The sequence below is a fragment of the Mesorhizobium sp. M0058 genome (assembly GCF_040323095.1).
Taxonomy (GTDB): Bacteria; Pseudomonadota; Alphaproteobacteria; order Rhizobiales; family Rhizobiaceae; genus Mesorhizobium.
Genome location: NZ_JAMYUQ010000030.1, coordinates 17,063 through 34,463, shown reverse-complemented (window position 1 = coordinate 34,463; position 17,401 = coordinate 17,063). Strand labels below are relative to the sequence as shown.

15 protein-coding genes and 10 pseudogenes are annotated in these 17,401 nt (G+C 60.1%); 8 read left to right on the top strand and 17 right to left on the bottom strand.

The annotated features are described in order from the left end of the window. Positions 1 to 16 precede the first annotated feature (16 nt). The 3 genes and pseudogenes from NKJ75_RS31330 to NKJ75_RS31320 all read left to right on the top strand — a co-directional run. On the top strand, positions 17 to 235 hold the full coding sequence (locus NKJ75_RS31330) for a hypothetical protein (RefSeq protein WP_352500639.1): 219 nt from the start codon (positions 17 to 19) through the stop codon (positions 233 to 235). Positions 236 to 265: 30 nt separating this feature from the next. Further along, positions 266 to 408: pseudogene (locus NKJ75_RS31325) on the top strand (IS5/IS1182 family transposase); the annotation flags it as partial. A gap of 22 nt (positions 409 to 430) precedes the next feature. Continuing rightward, positions 431 to 720, top strand: a pseudogene (locus tag NKJ75_RS31320) (IS3 family transposase); the annotation flags it as partial. A gap of 77 nt (positions 721 to 797) precedes the next feature. Here the strand turns inward: NKJ75_RS31320 and NKJ75_RS31315 are convergent. Then, positions 798 to 1,076: a recombinase zinc ribbon domain-containing protein gene (locus tag NKJ75_RS31315; protein ID WP_352500638.1), complete on the bottom strand. Its 279-nt coding sequence runs from the start codon at positions 1,074 to 1,076 to the stop codon at positions 798 to 800. Between the two features lie 511 nt (positions 1,077 to 1,587). Here NKJ75_RS31315 and NKJ75_RS32930 point away from each other — a divergent pair. Then, positions 1,588 to 1,692, top strand: coding sequence for a Y4lK-related protein (locus NKJ75_RS32930; RefSeq protein WP_502899981.1), 105 nt, complete (start codon positions 1,588 to 1,590; stop codon positions 1,690 to 1,692). Between the two features lie 614 nt (positions 1,693 to 2,306). Continuing rightward, positions 2,307 to 2,762 carry a Ros/MucR family transcriptional regulator gene (locus tag NKJ75_RS31310; RefSeq protein WP_352500637.1) on the top strand — a complete coding sequence of 152 codons (456 nt, stop codon included), beginning with the start codon at positions 2,307 to 2,309 and terminating at the stop codon, positions 2,760 to 2,762. Between the two features lie 115 nt (positions 2,763 to 2,877). Here the strand turns inward: NKJ75_RS31310 and tnpB are convergent, their stop codons facing one another. From tnpB to NKJ75_RS32925, 8 genes and pseudogenes are all read right to left on the bottom strand, one after another. Continuing rightward, on the bottom strand, positions 2,878 to 3,336 hold the full coding sequence (tnpB, locus tag NKJ75_RS31305; RefSeq protein WP_352500636.1) for an IS66 family insertion sequence element accessory protein TnpB: 459 nt from the start codon (positions 3,334 to 3,336) through the stop codon (positions 2,878 to 2,880). Then, positions 3,333 to 3,704, bottom strand: coding sequence for an IS66-like element accessory protein TnpA (tnpA, locus tag NKJ75_RS31300; protein WP_352500635.1), 372 nt, complete (start codon positions 3,702 to 3,704; stop codon positions 3,333 to 3,335). Before tnpA ends, tnpB begins: the two co-directional genes overlap by 4 nt. A gap of 158 nt (positions 3,705 to 3,862) precedes the next feature. Continuing rightward, positions 3,863 to 4,333 (bottom strand): annotated as a pseudogene (locus NKJ75_RS31295) (transposase); the annotation flags it as partial. A 29-nt stretch (positions 4,334 to 4,362) separates the two neighbouring features. Continuing rightward, positions 4,363 to 4,599, bottom strand: coding sequence for a Y4oE-related protein (locus NKJ75_RS31290; RefSeq protein ID WP_352500634.1), 237 nt, complete (start codon positions 4,597 to 4,599; stop codon positions 4,363 to 4,365). 229 nt (positions 4,600 to 4,828) lie between these two features. Continuing rightward, a pseudogene (locus tag NKJ75_RS31285) lies at positions 4,829 to 6,260 on the bottom strand (integrase catalytic domain-containing protein); the annotation flags it as partial. A 134-nt stretch (positions 6,261 to 6,394) separates the two neighbouring features. Then, on the bottom strand, positions 6,395 to 6,958 hold the full coding sequence (locus NKJ75_RS31280) for a transposase (RefSeq protein WP_352500633.1): 564 nt from the start codon (positions 6,956 to 6,958) through the stop codon (positions 6,395 to 6,397). Positions 6,959 to 7,193: 235 nt separating this feature from the next. Then, the gene (locus NKJ75_RS31275) at positions 7,194 to 7,790 is read right to left on the bottom strand and encodes an ISL3 family transposase (protein ID WP_502903948.1); all 597 of its coding nucleotides are present in this window, start codon (positions 7,788 to 7,790) and stop codon (positions 7,194 to 7,196) included. Positions 7,791 to 7,816: 26 nt separating this feature from the next. Next, a pseudogene (locus NKJ75_RS32925) lies at positions 7,817 to 7,870 on the bottom strand (hypothetical protein); the annotation flags it as partial. Here NKJ75_RS32925 and NKJ75_RS31270 point away from each other — a divergent pair. Together NKJ75_RS31270 and NKJ75_RS31265 are read left to right on the top strand one after the other, a co-directional pair. Continuing rightward, a complete protein-coding gene (locus NKJ75_RS31270; RefSeq protein WP_352500656.1) occupies positions 7,852 to 8,349 on the top strand; it encodes a hypothetical protein in 498 nt (165 codons plus the stop codon). The pseudogene NKJ75_RS32925 and the gene NKJ75_RS31270 overlap by 19 nt on opposite strands. 868 nt (positions 8,350 to 9,217) lie before the next feature. Beyond that, positions 9,218 to 9,439: pseudogene (locus NKJ75_RS31265) on the top strand (IS110 family transposase); the annotation flags it as partial. Between the two features lie 240 nt (positions 9,440 to 9,679). Here NKJ75_RS31265 and NKJ75_RS31260 read toward each other — a convergent pair. The 8 genes and pseudogenes from NKJ75_RS31260 to NKJ75_RS31230 form a co-directional block, all read right to left on the bottom strand. Further along, positions 9,680 to 9,834: pseudogene (locus NKJ75_RS31260) on the bottom strand (transposase); the annotation flags it as partial. 60 nt (positions 9,835 to 9,894) lie between these two features. Next, positions 9,895 to 10,905: an L-histidine N(alpha)-methyltransferase gene (locus NKJ75_RS31255; protein ID WP_352500632.1), complete on the bottom strand. Its 1,011-nt coding sequence runs from the start codon at positions 10,903 to 10,905 to the stop codon at positions 9,895 to 9,897. 1,475 nt (positions 10,906 to 12,380) lie between these two features. Further along, positions 12,381 to 13,544: an IS110 family RNA-guided transposase gene (locus NKJ75_RS31250; protein WP_352500631.1), complete on the bottom strand. Its 1,164-nt coding sequence runs from the start codon at positions 13,542 to 13,544 to the stop codon at positions 12,381 to 12,383. An 82-nt stretch (positions 13,545 to 13,626) separates the two neighbouring features. Next, positions 13,627 to 14,002: pseudogene (locus NKJ75_RS31245) on the bottom strand (ISNCY family transposase); the annotation flags it as partial. Between the two features lie 205 nt (positions 14,003 to 14,207). Then, positions 14,208 to 14,771 (bottom strand): transposase, encoded by a 564-nt coding sequence (locus tag NKJ75_RS31240; protein ID WP_352500630.1) that lies wholly within the window; start codon positions 14,769 to 14,771, stop codon positions 14,208 to 14,210. Between the two features lie 235 nt (positions 14,772 to 15,006). Then, entirely contained in the window at positions 15,007 to 15,603 is a 597-nt protein-coding gene (locus NKJ75_RS31235; RefSeq protein ID WP_502903948.1) for an ISL3 family transposase, read from the bottom strand. Between the two features lie 26 nt (positions 15,604 to 15,629). Further along, positions 15,630 to 15,683: pseudogene (locus NKJ75_RS32920) on the bottom strand (hypothetical protein); the annotation flags it as partial. 140 nt (positions 15,684 to 15,823) lie between these two features. Then, on the bottom strand, positions 15,824 to 16,402 hold the full coding sequence (locus NKJ75_RS31230) for a tyrosine-type recombinase/integrase (protein ID WP_352500629.1): 579 nt from the start codon (positions 16,400 to 16,402) through the stop codon (positions 15,824 to 15,826). A 463-nt stretch (positions 16,403 to 16,865) separates the two neighbouring features. On the opposite strand from NKJ75_RS31230, the pseudogene NKJ75_RS31225 reads away from it, so the two are divergent. After that, positions 16,866 to 17,193 (top strand): annotated as a pseudogene (locus NKJ75_RS31225) (ISNCY family transposase); the annotation flags it as partial. Positions 17,194 to 17,401 lie beyond the last annotated feature (208 nt).

Sequence of the window (17,401 nt, the reverse complement as noted above, 5' to 3'; positions counted from 1 at the left end):
CCGGGCGGCGGTCGAAGTGGCCGAGAACGAACGCGACCTCTCACTCCTCATCAGCCGTCTGGAAGACTTCGCCGCCAAGGTGACAGCAGGGCTCGCCGGCCTTGATCGAACCGGCATGCGCCAGATCATCCGCTCCGTGGTTCGCCGGGTCGAAATCGACGACGCGGACATCGAGATCATCTTCCGGGTTCCCCCGCTCGAGGGCCCAGCCCGCCCAAAATCACCAAGCAAATGACCAGTTCCACGCAACATTGTACAGACGTTCGTCGAACGAACTTTCGCCTGGCTGGGACGTTGTCGCCGGCTCGCCAAGCCTTCGAGGCGACCATCGCCAGCGCCGAGGCGTGGATCTTCATCGCCTCCATCCGCCTCATGCTTCGCCGCATGGCAGCTCCGCGTCGTGCGTAACCGAGTTTCGAGTCAGGCTCTAAGTCTAAGGCCTGCCTGGAAGCGCAAGCTGGTCGACGGGATGCTGGCGGATTGGGGGATATCGATCAGGCGGGCTTGCAAGATGCTGACGTTCGACACCTCCACCTATCATTACAAATCTCGCCGCACCGGGCAGGCCGCGCTCGAACGACGGATCCGGGAGATATGCGAGACGCGAGTTCGCTACGGCTACCGTCGCGTCCATGTGTTGTTGCGCCGGGAGGGATGGATCGTCAACATGAAGAAGACACGCAGGATTACAATGAGTTGGGTCTTGAGTTCCGCAACAAGCATCAGCGTAGCGGGCAGCCTCAAGATCCCGACTGAGGGCGTCCCGGACCTGGTCACGACGATTGGCAACTTGCGCCTCAGCTTTCGGCAGCGGCAGCAATCGCTCCCGGCTCCACGACTCCCAGGAGCGCTTCCTCAATCGCATCATCGACGCGCAGTCCGCCAAAGGCGATGCATCGCGGCTCGCCATTGTCGAGCAGACCCCGCCAGCAGCGCCGAATGTTGTGCTTGGTGCCCGTGTACCGCACCGTGAGCTTGCGGCCGCAGTGCCGGCAGCGGACAAGCACGGCGAGAAGAGCGTCGCCGTGCCTGGGCGCCCCGTGATGCCGGCTCGTGGGCACGTTGTCGCTCACCATCTTGCGGATCGCCTCTGCCTTTCGCAACTGACATAGTCTTCATGGCTGTCCGGGAACAGCGCCAGTAACGGCGGATCGGCCGCGCGACACCAGTCTTACTATAGCGGCACCTCGCGCCCTCAGCGGGTTCTAAAGCCGCAGGCTAGAACGTCGGGAATGACATTGCGAAGGAATCATAACCGACAGCCTCGAATGGCGTCGAAAACCAACAACTGCTATCGGTTTTTGTCAAGTTCGCCACACGACCCGCGTTAGAACGGATGTCCTGCTGTACGCAATTTAACCATTGAAAAGACTTGCGGATAATTTGTGCTGACGCTCTACGGGCGCAGTTGGCACGATTGTTGAAGCTCAAAGTCACGACCTAGACTAAGGCTAGCCATGGGAAATCGCACCTGAGGGTGAGAAGTTCGTGGCACGGGACATCAAGGCGTAAGGGTGCTCTCGCCGCGCTAGAAGTATTTGAAATGGGCATCGGACAGTGGAAAGCCCCATTGGACGAGAAGTTGACATGAAGACGATGCCGGAAAAGGACATCCCGGCGTTCGTGCAAGCAGTTGTCGATATTGGCTGCGACATACACGCGATTGGCCACTGGGGATACGTCTTTTGGTGATGGCGAGTTAACGCCGGCGCAACAGAAGGCCATCGTGCCACAACTGCGCTGGTTGCCGAAACCTACGGCGACGCGATCATCTCATGGATGAGATAATCGCATCGGACGCTATGTCGAGATTGAGCCGCAGACAGGTGTCCCTGATGGCGGAACCGGATCCGCCTAATATAAGTCGCCATTGAAAATGGCGGACTCGGAACTTGGCATTTTTCCCGTTTTTCCTATCAAGTTGTTCGTAGCGGAACCAAGCGGAAGGCGCAGATCAAGTAGATCATGGGTGCCCATTTGGATCACACGCAGAAGCCTGGTCACTCCATCCTTGATGCGAGGCTTCGTAGCGGGACATTCAGCGCTTCATGGGCAGCGCGAAAGATGTACAGCAGCCCTTTCATTTTGAAAAATTGCACGGAGGGATCGGATCGCCAAAGCCAACTCTGACCCGGTGACGTGGACCGCCAACGGCGAGCCGCTAAACTTGTGCACGACGGCGGGAGGCAGCCCCATAGCCGGACGAACATTCCAACAAATTGCCGACACATTCATTGCGTTCAGCAGCCACCGCCACTATGAAGCAACGCTTCGCTGACTATGTTTCACACCGTCCGGAGAGTTTCATGATAGAAGAAGCTGACAACAATATCGACACCCTCATGGAGTTCACCGCTGATGTCGTCTCAGCCTATGTCTCCAACAATCCGGTCCCGGTGGGCGATCTTCCCACCCTGATCGGCCAGGTGCATGCGGCACTAAAGGGCACGGCCAGCAGCGTATCCGCAGCAAAGCCGGAGGCTTTCAAGCCTGCAGTCCCGATCAAGAAGTCGGTGACACCGGACTACATCATCTCGCTTGAGGACGGGAAGAAATTCAAATCGCTGAAGCGCCATCTGTCGACCCATTATGGACTGACACCGGACGAATATCGCGCCACATGGGGTCTGCCGACGGATTATCCCATGGTCGCGCCGAACTATGCCGCGGCGCGCTCCGCATTGGCCAAGACGATGGGACTCGGCCGCAAGCCGAAAGAGCCGCAGCCGGCGAAGCGGACCCGCAAGAAGGTCGCACCTTGATTTTCAGAAGCTCGATTTCGGCAATCGAGGTTTGCTCCGTACGCATACGACAAAGGCCGCATGATTGGTACACGCGCGTGCTCGCAGCGCGCTCTATGATGGCGTTGCGTGAAGGTCAGACGGCCTGCTGATTGGCGGGCTTGGGGACTTCGCGCAAGCGCTTCCATTGCCAGGGCAGTAGTTCGTGCAGCCCCAATATTTTCAATGCAATAATGCTATCCGACCCGTGTCGGACGCCAGGTTTCCTGCGGATTGCGCCAGTCGATCCCGGACAACAAATAATATAAGACAGTTGCGCCGGTGAGATCGCAACAGCACCGCCCTCCACATTCGGCCAGATGAACCGGCCCTTCTCCAGCCGACGGGTAAAAAGGCACGCGCCCAGGCCATCATGCCAGATGATCTTCAAAATATTCGATCTGCGGCCCCTGAAGACGAAGAGATGCCCTGACAAAGGATCATGCTTCAAAACCTCCTGCACCCGAAGCGCCAGAGAGGGAAAGCCACAGCGCATGTCCGTATACCCCGTCGAAAGCCAGACCTTGACCCCGGTCCCCATCGGAAACGGATTCACCGCAACGTCTCCAGTCCGCGCATGATCCGAAGCTGCGCCTCAACGTCGACATCGCGGTCCACGATGACATGGCGACCATTTGCGCTGACAACCTCAATCCGGCCAGCCTGCGGCAATGACCCTGCTGCCGGCTCTACCTCTGGAACAAGCAGTGCTGGGATAAAGCCGCCGGCAGGCGACGCGACATCCAGTTGCCATGCTCGTGCCAGCCGCCGCCATTCATAGAGCTGCGACCGAGAAATCCCATGTCGCCGCGCCGTCGTCGCGCACAAGCCAGGTTCCGAATAACTCTCAGCGACAATCTGGAGCTTCTTCTCTCTGCTGAAGCGTCGCCGCCGACCGCTATCGATAATCTCAAGCCGTTCCATTCCGCACTGTCCTTATTGACGTCAACAAGGACAGTCAGTGCGCAACCCCCACGAGGCCTACAAGGCGGCCTTGCTCGGATGCGTACTTTGCTCCGGAGCGGAGCAGTCCTCAGGAATAAGCTGCGCAGAATATTAAAGAGGCGGGGAACAACCCCGCCTCAGGCCGCTGACAAACTCCGTCGATTTTCGGCGGGGTGTTTTGTTATGTGATTGAAGTGTCTTGGACTGTTTGTGTCAGGAGATTTTGGCAGGAGGCATTGAGCCTCATGCGCGGGCCGGTTGGGCTTTGGCCACAGGCAAAGGGCGATCTTTTTGATATTCTGGGCGGCGGCGGCGAGCAGGCACTGGCAGGCGACCCTGGTGAGACTTCGGAACCGCGCATAGCGGTGACCGTGCAGTTGCTTGGCGTCGGCGAAGGAGCGCTCGACGGTCTCCTTGCGGCGGCGGTAGATGGCCTTGCCCCATGCGGTGAGCCGGTTGGCGTCGGTGCGCTCCTTCGCATCGGCCCAGACATGGCGGATGATGGTTCGCTGGGCCTTGGCATTGGTGGTGCAGGAGGCGAGCAGTGGGCAGTCGCGGCAGATAGCTGGGTCGCTCTTGTAGTGGCGGTAGCCATTGCGGTCGGTGCTGTCCGAGAGAGAATCTGCTGTCATAAGCCTCAGTCCGACAGGGTCGTTCGTAGACTAAGCCCACCCGACATGGTCCTTTTTGAAAGTTTCAGAAACAGATCGAACCAGAATCGGTATTCCGGATCGTCAGGGTCGCCAGACGCTTCGAAGGCGCAATAAGCAACTGACGTCGTAAAGTCCTTGCCATGCTTTTCGGTCGCTGCTTCTATCGCCTCATCGTCAGTTAATCCCTGCCATCCCTCAACGACGCTGCCGTAATTTCCCATATCGATACCCTCGATCTGCTCGACAAATAAATACCCGATCTAGCCCTGCTCAACAGTTTTGCGCGATGCCGATAATAGGACAGCGGCTGCATTCGGCTGGGTTTTCAAATGCGCCGGGGCGGCTTCTGCAACGCGACAATTATGATGTCCGTCCGTATTGCCTCATCGTCATCGGCCCGATTGCCGGCTCGAACTGCATCGCGCGAACACCATTGCGTGTGCCTTTTTAGCGGCGCTGCAACGTACGCAGCAACTGATCGGGATATTGCCCCGGACGCTCCGCCTGCAGACGCTCCAGCAATTCGCGGCTCGTCCGCCAGGGCTCTTCGTCAAACCACGCTTGCAGTTCTTTGGTGACGAGGGCGAAGGAATCCGGTCGCCGACGGCCCCGTTTTTGCTTCGGCTTGGCCTGCGCGGTTGGGCGGATTTCACCCTCCTTCCAAGGCGTCCGCAGGCCCGACAGGAACCGGTCGAGAGACGGATCGGCCGCCACAACCGATGGCGTGCCGGACCTGTCGGCGATGTCGACGAGGCGCTGCTGCGCCATCCGCATCTTGCTCAGCAACCGGACAGGGTCCAGCCGCGCATATGTTTGCGCGAGTGCGGCGCGAACCGGGTTCCGGCGTTCGCGGATCCGCCAGCAATCGTTGGCAGGGCGTCGCCGGGCGATGACAACGCTTGGCACGCGAGCGCCGTTCCGCTCCTTTGCGGCCAGCTTGAAGGAGGGCTGGAAGAAGTTCACGAACAGCGGCACCGTCGCATAGAGCTGTGCGAGGGCTGCGGCGGCTTCAAGCCCCTCCCGCCGGCGATTGCCGACGATGCGGCGCACCACGGCACCGTTCTTCTGCTCGACAAAAGCCTGATCATTCTTGCGGTGCGGCCGGCAGCGCGTGAACGCGATACCGGCCTCCTGACAATAATCGCGCACCGTCTCGTTCAGGAAACACGCTGTCATTGTCGGTGTCGAAGCCGAGAAGGTCGGACGGCAGCAGCCGCCGCAATTCCGCCAGCACCTCGCTCAGCAGCTTCTGCTCGCGGACCAGCAACGGCGCGCATTCCGTCCATCCGCTCGCAACGTCGGTGAGAACCAGCGTCTGCACAAAGCTGCCGCTCGTCACCGGGCCGCTGTGCGCCACCAGGTCGGCCTCCACAAAGCCGGGCGCTGGATCCTGTCAGTCGGAGAAGGTGCGGATCGGTATGCTCCGCCGCAGCGCCGAGGATGCCGCGGGCCGGCGCCGCTTGCCGCCAACTGCGGTCTCGCGGACCGCGCGCAGCGCACGGTCGATCGTTGCCGCACTCGTCGCCAAAAGCCGCGTCCGGATTTCCGGCGCAAGCTGAAGATGGCCGTGACGCCCCATCGCCTCGACCAGGATCGGCACCAACGCTTTCAGCCGCTTCCCACAGATCCGGTCCGAGGCCTCCCACAGCACGATCAGCGCTTCACCAACCGCATCGTCATAAAGCCGCCGTTCCGGCCGCGGCCCCGAACGGCCCACCTGCGGTCCGTTGCGCAATAGGCGCATCGTATGCTTGCGGTGAAAACCGCTCACCGCCACGAACTCATCGAGAATGCGCGACTTCTCTGCCCGCTCGCTTCGGGCGTAGCGCTCCGTTACCGCGCTCACCAGCTCATCCCGCGTCGCCATGCTGACCTGCCTCATCTGATTTGCTCCTGCCACACAAATGCGGGGAGCAAATCAGATGAGGCAACGGTTTAACATCCAGCGACAATTAAAGGTTCTTCCGCATATTTGGTGCAGGAACTACTTTCTTGGGTGTCCCTTTTCCGGGTGGGTCAAGCGGCTGCCAGCAGTCGGCTCCGGAGGAGTGGATAGGCGGCGCGCCCGTACATCTGGCGCTTGATCGTCTTGAGGCGGTCGATCTGACCTTCGACCGGGCTCGTGCTCCAGGGCTGGGTGATTGCCGCCCGGACAGCCTCAATGTCACGGCCGATGCCTGCTGCAAGGGAGGCCAGCTCACTGCCCGTGGCATCGGCGATCCATTGCTCGAGGCCGGCATCATCATCGCCGCGTATCACTGCAGCAAAACGGCGGGCGAGTTCGCCCGCGATCGAAAGCTCCGGCGCATTTTCATGGAGATGGTGAAGGAACCGCTCGGTCTGCTCATCGAGAGATGTCGGGTCTTCGCTCAGGAGCCATGCGCAATTCCGGCGCGATGGCGGCCGCCACCGCGAATTTGGTGGCGCGGTCGGTGGCCGCTCCTTACGGGCGGCGGTCCATCTGTAGACGGTCGCCCTACTGCCTTCAAAGCCACGGTGCTTGATTTCGGTCCACAGCTGCAGCCCGTTGTGCTGGCCTTCCTCCCAGCGCTTTTCGAGATAGTCTCGAAAAGGATCCATGAGGACGGAGCGCGAGGGCGGCCGCCGGTGCTCGGGCTCACCGCCCGCTGCAAGCCAGCGTTGACAGTTCTCACGTTCAGGCCAATCTGGGGCGCGATCTGTCGCGGCGATAGACCGGTCTCCCGCAACTGAAGGATTTCAGCATAGAGCTCACTGCGCTGGTTGCGCCTCGACCGGCGCAGGCAATCAAGTTTCGGGGATAGCTTGGCGTCGTCGTTTCCGGCCATCTCGGACGTCATGGCCTTCCCCGCGGCGCTGACAGCTTTTCGATGGCGGCCGACGGCCAAACGCAACGCTTCGCCCAGGTCTGGAGAAGATGCCAGCGGTCGGCGACCTGGGTTGCATCGGGCGCACCGCGACGGGCGCCCTCGGCATAGACGCCGGCACGATCGCGCGCGATGATCTCGATGCCAGGATGGCGTTCCAGCCATGATGCGACCGTGTCGGCATTTCGATCCGGCAATAGATCGAGGACGCGATTACGCTCAAGATCGCAGATGATCGTTCCGTAGCGCTGCCCCTTGCGCCAGGCCCAGTCGTCGATGCCGACCACACGCGGCGCTTGCGGCGGCTCGAACCCAGCCGCGCGGATCATCCGCAACAGCGTGTCGCCGCTCGCCGGCATGGCGAGCCTGTCCGACAGGCGTGAGCCCGGCTCGCCACCTGCCGCGAAGCCGATCGCCAGCTGGCTTTCGCCGAGCCGAACCGTGCGTCGAGCCTTCGGTTGAACCGTCTCGGGAAGCCTCTCGGTGAAGATCCGGCGCGGGCATTGTGGATCGGCGCATCGAAACCGTCGTGCGTGAAGCCGGATTCGACAATCCGCCCCTGCCACGGCAGATCGGCCAACCGGCGCATGTAGTGACTGTGGACGCGACGCGTCCGGCGGCCGCAACATGGACAGCACGATTCCATCGCCTTCGGCCGGGCAACAAGCACAACCCTGTCAGCCTGCGGGAAAATCTGGACAATCGAAAGTTCGGGCGAAATCAGCAAACGGAAGGCATGGAGCACGGGCAAATCACGGCGTCGACTGCGATTCCGACTCTATGAACTTATTCGCACCGTCCGTGAATCCCGCAACCTGCACCAAATATGCGGAAGAACCCTTGATTGTCGCCGCGCGCTGCAGATTATCCTGCACCGTACTGCGTGCTATTCCCAGCACGACCGCAATCTCGCGGGAGCTGGTCCCGCTTCCGGCAAGCCGAAGCATTTGTCTCAACGGTCTCATGGTCAGCCTTCTCTTTGCCGGCATTAAAATGTCCTCGTTCATCGCGAGGCAATTGATGCCAAAGTTGCTGACCCAGGAGGTAATCTTCAGTGCCGAAAACCGACCGGTCTTTGGTTGGAATGGTGGCCGGCTTCATACCGGAATGGTGGCCGGTGTTTGATCGGAATGGCGGCCGGCTTCACGTCGGAATCCGCAGCCAAGAAGGTCATCACCGTCCGCACAGCCGCTTTTGCCTCCCAAAGCAGGCTGCCGTCGAGCAAGTCTCGGCGGCAGCCGCCCCGCAATTGTCGACTTTCGCGTCACCGACGCCCTTTGTATCCCTCCGGTCTGGGCCGCGGCGGGTGCGGTCTGTGTTAAGCTGCAGCGATGGAGATCGGCACCGACAAGATTGATGGTGCGGCCAGCGACCTCGCCCGATGGTTCCAGGCACACGACCGACGGCCACAAAACCGCGCGCAAGACGATGATCGTGGCGCTGGCGCGCAGGCTGCTGATTGCGTGGGAAGAGGGAAAACAAGGGACACCCCAATTGGCGGGCCCGCAGCGGGGGGCTGCCGATGGCGATCCGAGGTGGTGGCAACCCGAAGCTACACATGGTCCTTCGGACCGCCGACGTAGAATGGGCCCCGCCGCCCCGGAGCTTCGCCACCGATGCGCATGCTGCATCATGGTCAGATCCACTGCGATCTACCGCATACAAGTCTGCCGCGCGACCTTCGCGCCTGGCTCGGCGAGCTCGCCTCGGAAATCTGTCGTCGGCATTTGGCCCGCCGGAAACGGGCTCACCCGTCCCGGCAAAGCCGGCCGCCCGTGCTCGTGACCGTCAAGGACAGTCGCTTCGCGATGGCCTGCAGCCACCCTTGACCGTCACTGCGCGCGCCGGCCAGTTTGAAGCCAGGTCGGCACGAGGAGATGGTCGCCAATCGAGCGAACGAGGAGATGAGGAACGAACCAGGAGCAAGATCATCGCCCCATCCAAGTGTAGCTGACGGCATTGGTCGCCGTGCGGCGCGGCAAGGAGCGTTTCCATGCCTGTTGTTACCGTTGGCCTTGATCTTGCGAAGACCGTCTTTCAAGCTCACGGTGTTGATGACGCCGGCCAAACCGTTCTTCGCCATCGCCTTCGGCGAAGCGAGTTGCTCGCCTATTTCGCCAAGCTGCCGCCTTGCCTGATTGCGATGGAAGCATGCTCGAGCGCTCACCACTGGGCTCGCGAGCTAGTCACTCTGGGTCACGACGCAACCGCAATGTGTCAAACCTTATTGCGAGGGTAATCGAATGTGATGGCAAACCGGCCGGGTTCGGCAAAGGCCCATGAAACGATGCGAGCCAGTGAGCTCGTCCATTTGTCTGGCCGCCGATCCGCGAATACCATCAGGGCCTGCGGCCGAGGGGCTCGCATAAACAGGCCGGATACACGACCGCAAGCACCGTGTCTGCCGTTATGTTCAATTTCGCCTTGCAAACAGGGAGCGGTCCATACACATCACTCTGCTCAAGCAGCCGTTGAGCCGCTCGATCGGGTCTATGCTGTGCAGCTTGACACGATGCTCCTTGGGAAGCTCATGTAGGCGAGCACGTCATGCTCGGCCTCATCCATGTTGGCTGCGTTCGGCACCTTCGGCTGAATCTGGTTGGCGACGAGTACCGATTCTCGCCGTTATTCATCCGAGTTCTACTCGGAATTGTTTGAAAAGTTTATTAATCAGCTATACACAAGCCTAAACAACATCAATGCATACCCCTTTTGCAAATCAGTCCAATGCTGTACTCGTCGAAACCCATATCGGCTTAGCATATTACTAAACTCGCATATTTCTGTCTTCTTCATGATCTCGGTCAGAATCAATTCACCTCTCTCTAAACGGAACGAGAATTGCAGTTTCTTAATATTTATTACTTGATCGATCGTGGATTCTAAGTAGCTCTCCATTCGACATAGCTGTTTGTTATGAATTGATACATGCCTAAACTGGAATATTTGAAAATCTGCGCCGAAACGCCAATTCAAATGCTGTAGAACGCATAGGTTAGCAAGGATTGCAGTTTGATTATTGTATGCTGCTTCCAGCATTTTTGTTTCTTTGTCCAAATCTATCCCGACTAAGAAATAATCGCCGTGGGTTAAGGACGAGCGAGCCGATAGGAGCAGATTATCCAACTCGTCGTCGTGCATATTCCCGATAGTGCTGCCGAGACAAATTAAAAGCTTTGGACCAGCGAGGTTCTTAACCTCTGCGAGTCCGGTTTGGTAGGTCCCGACAACTCCCAAGAAATTCAAATCCGGCGACACTGATAGAATGTTTTCAGCCGCTCTCTCCAAAATCGAGCGATTGATGTCGACGGCGGCGTAAGAGGTCAGGCCATGCGACCTTGCATAAGCTTCAATCAGTAGAGTTGTTTTCTCGGCGTTCCCCGACCCAAGTTCAACGAGAAAGGCAGAACCTGTTATTCCGGCAATCGTCTTTGCGCATTCTGCCAGAATATCTCTTTCTGTTCTGAACAAGTAGTAGGTTTTTTCGGCACAGAGCCGTTCAAACAACAATGAGCCTGTATCGTCATAATAATATACGGAGTTCACCCTACGCGGTGATTCCGACAGGGACGCCACCAAGAGGTCGCCGTTGAATAACGTTTCTTCAGGGACGTCCGAGCCGATGATTTCATATTTGTTGCCTGTCGCCACTGCGGCCGTGCCAGGGTGATCTTCTGCCATAGAGATAGCTCCACTAAATAACGTGTACTGGCGATGGATCTTTATTGACCGTTGCCACTAGCGACATGAAGTCGGGAGCGGCCGCCGCTTCACGAAGAAGGAGCTTCAAAAGTCGTGCCAATGGTGCTGACGGAGCGTTAGAACTTCTTTTCTTATTTTTGGTTCAATGACTTAACCGGAGAGCAGCATCAGCTTGGTCAGGACCATGGCCAGGACCATTGTGTCCCGCAGTCGACAAACCGGACAGTAGGTGTCGGTCGCCTTGATCCATGCCCGGATCAGCTCCTGCCTGCCAGATTGAAGATCCCTGGTTCAAGGCCTGCAAGGGAAACTCGATCGCAATCCCAGCCTCGCCAACGCGAGAATCATCGCATAGTCGCGGCACCCCACGACATCGGTCTTGGCCGGCATCCGCAATGGAGACCGGTAATTTCTCTGGGGTCGAATACCGGTTGTTAGGCTCGACCGGTCCTTGACTTGACCGTCGTTTTGGTTCAACGAGGCGACGGTCGCGGTACAGTGGACGAGCATGATCGAGGGGAAGAACGAATTCGGCAACGTCTGTCGTGGGCAAGTCCGGGTTGGCAAGAGCTGGGAGCGCTTGTTCGACGGTGAAATCGGCTTCTCGATCGAAGAGGGCAAGAAAGTTATGGCGGCGCTGCAGAGCGCGGTCGTGAACCAGGAGGCAGAGGCCTACGCGCTTTCCGTCGGGTTTGCCCGGACTGCCACACATTCAGACCGGTTAAGGACTACACAACGCATCGGATCCGAAGCGTCTTCGGCGCCGTTGAGGTTAGCAATCCGCGCTGGCTGCTGTGTCGGGAGTGCTATCCGGGCATGGTCGGCGCCTTTGCGCCGCTTATCGATACAGAGGCTGCAACCCGAGACTATGAAGCCTTGCGATCGAGAACTCGCCTTCTTGCTGCGCCGTTTCGACGGCCAGTGTCAAACATGCCTTCTCTTTTCAAGCCTAAACCGCCCCTTCTGCGCGCCGCCTAACCCCAGAGAAATTACCGGTCTCATCTGTGCGACAAGGAGCGTCTTTGCGCCTCAGCGCGGCCTGAACCGCCTCGCTCAGCAGGTCTGACAGCCTGATCTGGTATGGCGCGCCCCGAACAAGCTGACGGGCGGGAGCCCCCGTATCTCTTCCTCGAAAAGACGGAACGGGTGTGTCAGGGCAACATTTCTTCACCTTCTCGGATGTGTTGCGGAATCCATGGTCTGAGCCCGATGGCATGACGCGGCCCGTTTATCCGAGCCCAATCCAACTTATATACGGTCTCTGCTCGAAACAGCGGCACCAACATCCCGCTTGCGGCGGGTACGGGCTCAGGCTCAGGAGGACGGGACCATTCTTGTGGCGGAGGCATTTCAGGCCATCCCAACCTTCGGTTCGTCCACCTGGATCCGCCAGGACTGATCAGGCCCTGGAAGAAGTGCTTAGTTCACATTCCATGGGTGAGCGGCAATCGGCATCAGGCGCTCTTCATGACCGCCCCCTCGATGATGATGCCGGCGTTGACGTATTTCCACAGCGCCACGAGTAGCTTGCGGGCGAGCGCCACAATCGTCGCCTTCTTGAGGCGCCCGCCGTTCTGCTTCACCCGCTCCTTGAACCACAAGGAGAGCGCCGATTGCGATTGATGGCGCAGCCATAGCCACGCGAGCTGGATCAGCGTAGTTCGCAGCCTTGGATTGCCGGATTTCGAAACGCCCTGGTCGTGTGAGACGGAGCCGCTTTGCCAGGGGGTCGCCGCCAGCCCGGCGTAGGCGGCCAGCTGTCGTCGGTTGTCGTAGTGCCGCGACAGGCCCTCCGTCCACAGCACGGCGGCAAACTCCTGCCCGATGCCCTTCAGGTCGAGCAGCATGGCCGGGGCTGGCGAGGCACTCTGCTCGGTCGCAAGCATGGCGTCGCGCTCGGCCTCGACCGCCTTGATCTGTTCCATCAGCAGCTCCAGCCGTTCGAGTTCGCGATCAATCTGCTGCTTCAGATGGTCCGGCAGCGGACGCCCGTCGCCGGTCTTCAGCGCCTCAAGGCACCTGCGCCGATCGCGCCGCAACGGCTCGTAGCCGGAGACACCCTGTGCAAACAGCAGGCCTTTGATGCGGTTGACATGGCGGGTCCGCTCGTTCGTCAAGGCCTTGCGCTCACGCGAGAGGCGGCGGCGGTCCTCTTCCTCGGGGGTGGGCACCCGCAGCATGGCGCAGACGCGCGGCTCGCCCCTCTTATAGGCAAGCAGCGCGCGCACCAGCGCCTCGCCGTCGATCTTGTCGGTCTTTGCCTGACGCCGCCGGCGTGAGGTGGCAATCGAGGCCGGATCGACGACGTGGCTTTCGATTCCTTCGGCCTGCAGCACCCTGTGGATCCAAAAGCCGTCGAGCCCAGCCTCTTGGACGACGATGATCGGAAAGCATTTCCCGGTCCGCGCCTCGGCCTTCCGGTTGAGCTCGGCAAACCGCGCCAGCATGCCGGCCACGTCGCCGGCCGCCACTGCGTGTTTCGACATCTTCTCGCCAGCGCCCGGCGACAGCGAGGTGATCAGCCATTTCGAGCGGCTGAGTTCCAACGAGACGAAAATTGCGCCAAGATCAGTGCGGATGGCGGTCAACGCATCGGGTCGGTGTGCTGCAACGGGCATGCTCGGCCTCCAAGGTAGGGTGTCTAGGGTTTTGCAACCTCACCTTTGCCACAGCGCAGGTCGCTATCCACCCTCCTCATAGGATCTTGTGGCCGTATTCGGTATCGCGGCTGCCTTTGACGATGATATCGGCATGCTCATCGAACAGGCTGACCAACTTCTCGCCGGCGGGCACCGGCTCGCCGGCCAACACCCGCCGCTCGCTCTGTCTGATGATCCGTTCGACCACCGGCCGATAATGGCGAACCTGGATCGGCCACAGGGCTATGGGGCCACAGGGCTATGGACGGTGTGCTCGCCACGGCCAAACGCTCGCTCGCCTGCTCCAGATAGGCCAAGGTCGCACGGGTGATTGCGATCAGCTCGCGGTAGAGTTGGACCCGGTTGGGTCGACCGCGCGTGAACTGGATTTTGCGAGCCCGCTTCTTGGCTGCGCGGCAGTGATCGCGCCATGCCATGCTGGTGCCTGCAACGCGACAATTATGATGTCCGTCTAGCGACAATTAAACTAGCATAATTGGACCGTCGCCGAGTAGCGATAGGACGTCTATCTTTATAATTGTCATTTGACAAGGGGGAGGCCTTGCGACAATCACTTTAATTGGGTTCTTCCGCATATTTGGTGCAGGAACTACTTTTTTGGGTGTCCCTTTTCCGGGTGGGTCAAGCGGCTGCCAGCAGTCGGCTCCGGAGGAGTGGATAGGCGGCGCGCCCGTAGATCTGGCGCTTGATCGTCTTGAGGCGGTCGATCTGACCTTCGACCGGGCTCGTGCTCCAGGGCTGGGTGATTGCCGCCCGGACAGCCTCAATGTCACGGCCGATGCCTGCTGCAAGGGAGGCCAGCTCACTGCCCGTGGCATCGGCGATCCATTGCTCGAGGCCGGCATCATCATCGCCGCGTATCACTGCAGCAAAACGGCGGGCGAGTTCGCCCGCGATCGAAAGCTCCGGCGCATTTTCATGGAGATGGTGAAGGAACCGCTCGGTCTGCTCATCGAGAGATGTCGGGTCTTCGCTCAGGAGCCATGCGCAATTCCGGCGCGATGGCGGCCGCCACCGCGAATTTGGTGGCGCGGTCGGTGGCCGCTCCTTACGGGCGGCGGTCCATCTGTAGACGGTCGCCCTACTGCCTTCAAAGCCACGGTGCTTGATTTCGGTCCACAGCTGCAGCCCGTTGTGCTGGCCTTCCTCCCAGCGCTTTTCGAGATAGTCTCGAAAAGGATCCATGAGGACGGAGCGCGAGGGCGGCCGCCGGTGCTCGGGCTCACCGCCCGCTGCAAGCCAGCGTTGACAGTTCTCACGTTCAGGCCAATCTGGGGCGCGATCTGTCGCGGCGATAGACCGGTCTCCCGCAACTGAAGGATTTCAGCATAGAGCTCACTGCGCTGGTTGCGCCTCGACCGGCGCAGGCAATCAAGTTTCGGGGATAGCTTGGCGTCGTCGTTTCCGGCCATCTCGGACGTCATGGCCTTCCCCGCGGCGCTGACAGCTTTTCGATGGCGGCCGACGGCCAAACGCAACGCTTCGCCCAGGTCTGGAGAAGATGCCAGCGGTCGGCGACCTGGGTTGCATCGGGCGCACCGCGACGGGCGCCCTCGGCATAGACGCCGGCACGATCGCGCGCGATGATCTCGATGCCAGGATGGCGTTCCAGCCATGATGCGACCGTGTCGGCATTTCGATCCGGCAATAGATCGAGGACGCGATTACGCTCAAGATCGCAGATGATCGTTCCGTAGCGCTGCCCCTTGCGCCAGGCCCAGTCGTCGATGCCGACCACACGCGGCGCTTGCGGCGGCTCGAACCCAGCCGCGCGGATCATCCGCAACAGCGTGTCGCCGCTCGCCGGCATGGCGAGCCTGTCCGACAGGCGTGAGCCCGGCTCGCCACCTGCCGCGAAGCCGATCGCCAGCTGGCTTTCGCCGAGCCGAACCGTGCGTCGAGCCTTCGGTTGAACCGTCTCGGGAAGCCTCTCGGTGAAGATCCGGCGCGGGCATTGTGGATCGGCGCATCGAAACCGTCGTGCGTGAAGCCGGATTCGACAATCCGCCCCTGCCACGGCAGATCGGCCAACCGGCGCATGTAGTGACTGTGGACGCGACGCGTCCGGCGGCCGCAACATGGACAGCACGATTCCATCGCCTTCGGCCGGGCAACAAGCACAACCCTGTCAGCCTGCGGGAAAATCTGGACAATCGAAAGTTCGGGCGAAATCAGCAAACGGAAGGCATGGAGCACGGGCAAATCACGGCGTCGACTGCGATTCCGACTCTATGAACTTATTCGCACCGTCCGTGAATCCCGCAACCTGCACCAAATATGCGGAAGAACCCTTGATTGTCGCCGCGCACGATACGAAGATCCGCAACTTCCTGTACCCTGGCGTCCGTGTTGTAGAGGAAGAGCAATAGTGTGTGGTCGCGTAGCGCGAGATGCCCTTGCCGAGGCAGCGAACGAAACAAGGCCGCTACCTCCTCCCGCTCCAGGAAGTGCGTGTCGGGCAGTGATGTGCGCTTGACGGGAATTGCCGCGACTTGCTGACAAACGGCCAGCATTTCGGGTGCACGCACAGCGAGGTAGGCAAAGAAGGTGTTCAGTGCAGCGCGACGTTGATTGCGAGTACGCACCGAGTTGCCCCGTTCTTGTTCCAGGTGCTTCAGGAATGCCAGACTCCGTTCCAACGTCAGGTCATCAAGGGCCAGTGCAGTAATTCTGCGGCCACGCTGCTCGGCCACGAAGCACAGGAACAGGCGGATCGTGTCACGATAACTGCGGATCGAACCGAGCCGCAGCCCCTTCTGAACCGGGAGATGATCAGCAAAAAATGACCGGACCAGTGTACCGAGGGAGAGGGTCATGACCGATCCTCCGCGAGCGTTGCCGCGGCAAAGGCACGGAAGCGTCGGTTGGCGTGTTCGAGAAGCTCCGGGGTCGGCGTCAGATACACCGCAGTGGAACTGAAGTCGCCGTGCCCCATGAAAGTCGAGAGCGCAAGAAGCTTCGTCTGAGGATCGAGGCCGAGCCTGTACCAGCGCGTGAGTGTGCCAACGGCAAACGAGTGTCTCTAATTCCGAGCTCGGAATTAGCGGCATTGGACTAACCCGCTCCGCGATCGCGGAGCGGCAAGGAGGGTGTGTGCCGCCGGCGTGGTGTTGATCGCGTCGTCTGTCGCGCTGGTCATGTGTCCACAACAAGCTCCGACTGCGTCAGCATGGAGTGGCTGCTTGCAGCCCATTCCATCGGACAAAGGAGGAGTTTGTCATGACCCAACAGCGCTGGGACGACGGCAACGCTTTCCTGCCTCCGTTCATGGAGCGTTAGGAAGAGAACCAGGTGACGCGCGGACTGGTCGGTCCCTATGTCGAGACCTACGCTCTTGCCGACGGCAGGCTGGATGTGCGCTGGAAAGGGCATTCCCTGCCCTACCGGGTGTTCGAGAAGGACCAGCGGGTGACGCATGCGGCGATCACCGAGAACAAGCGGCTTTCTGATGTGCTGGCCTGTATCAAGGCGCGCCAGGATTCAGTCGCCGTCGCCGAAGGTCAAGACCAGCAGCGAGAAGAATGGCTACACCCCGCGAGGACGCAAACCGGGCAAGCGGACGGATTTCATGAACGATCCGGCGGTCATTGCTCGGCGGAGACAGTAGCTCTCTAACCTCGATGCCGCAGAATGATCTACTGATCGGGCTGTGAAAGCTAAAGCCGATCAGTGGCCAATCCACCCGCCCCGATCTGCCCTTCCAACCCGGACCAGCCGGTCAGATCGGTGCTGGTCGTCGTGCCGTGTGGCAGACAAAAGTAATATTTCTACTTTGCGCCAGGACATTTCAACCTGGCCGCCACATGCCGGCTTAA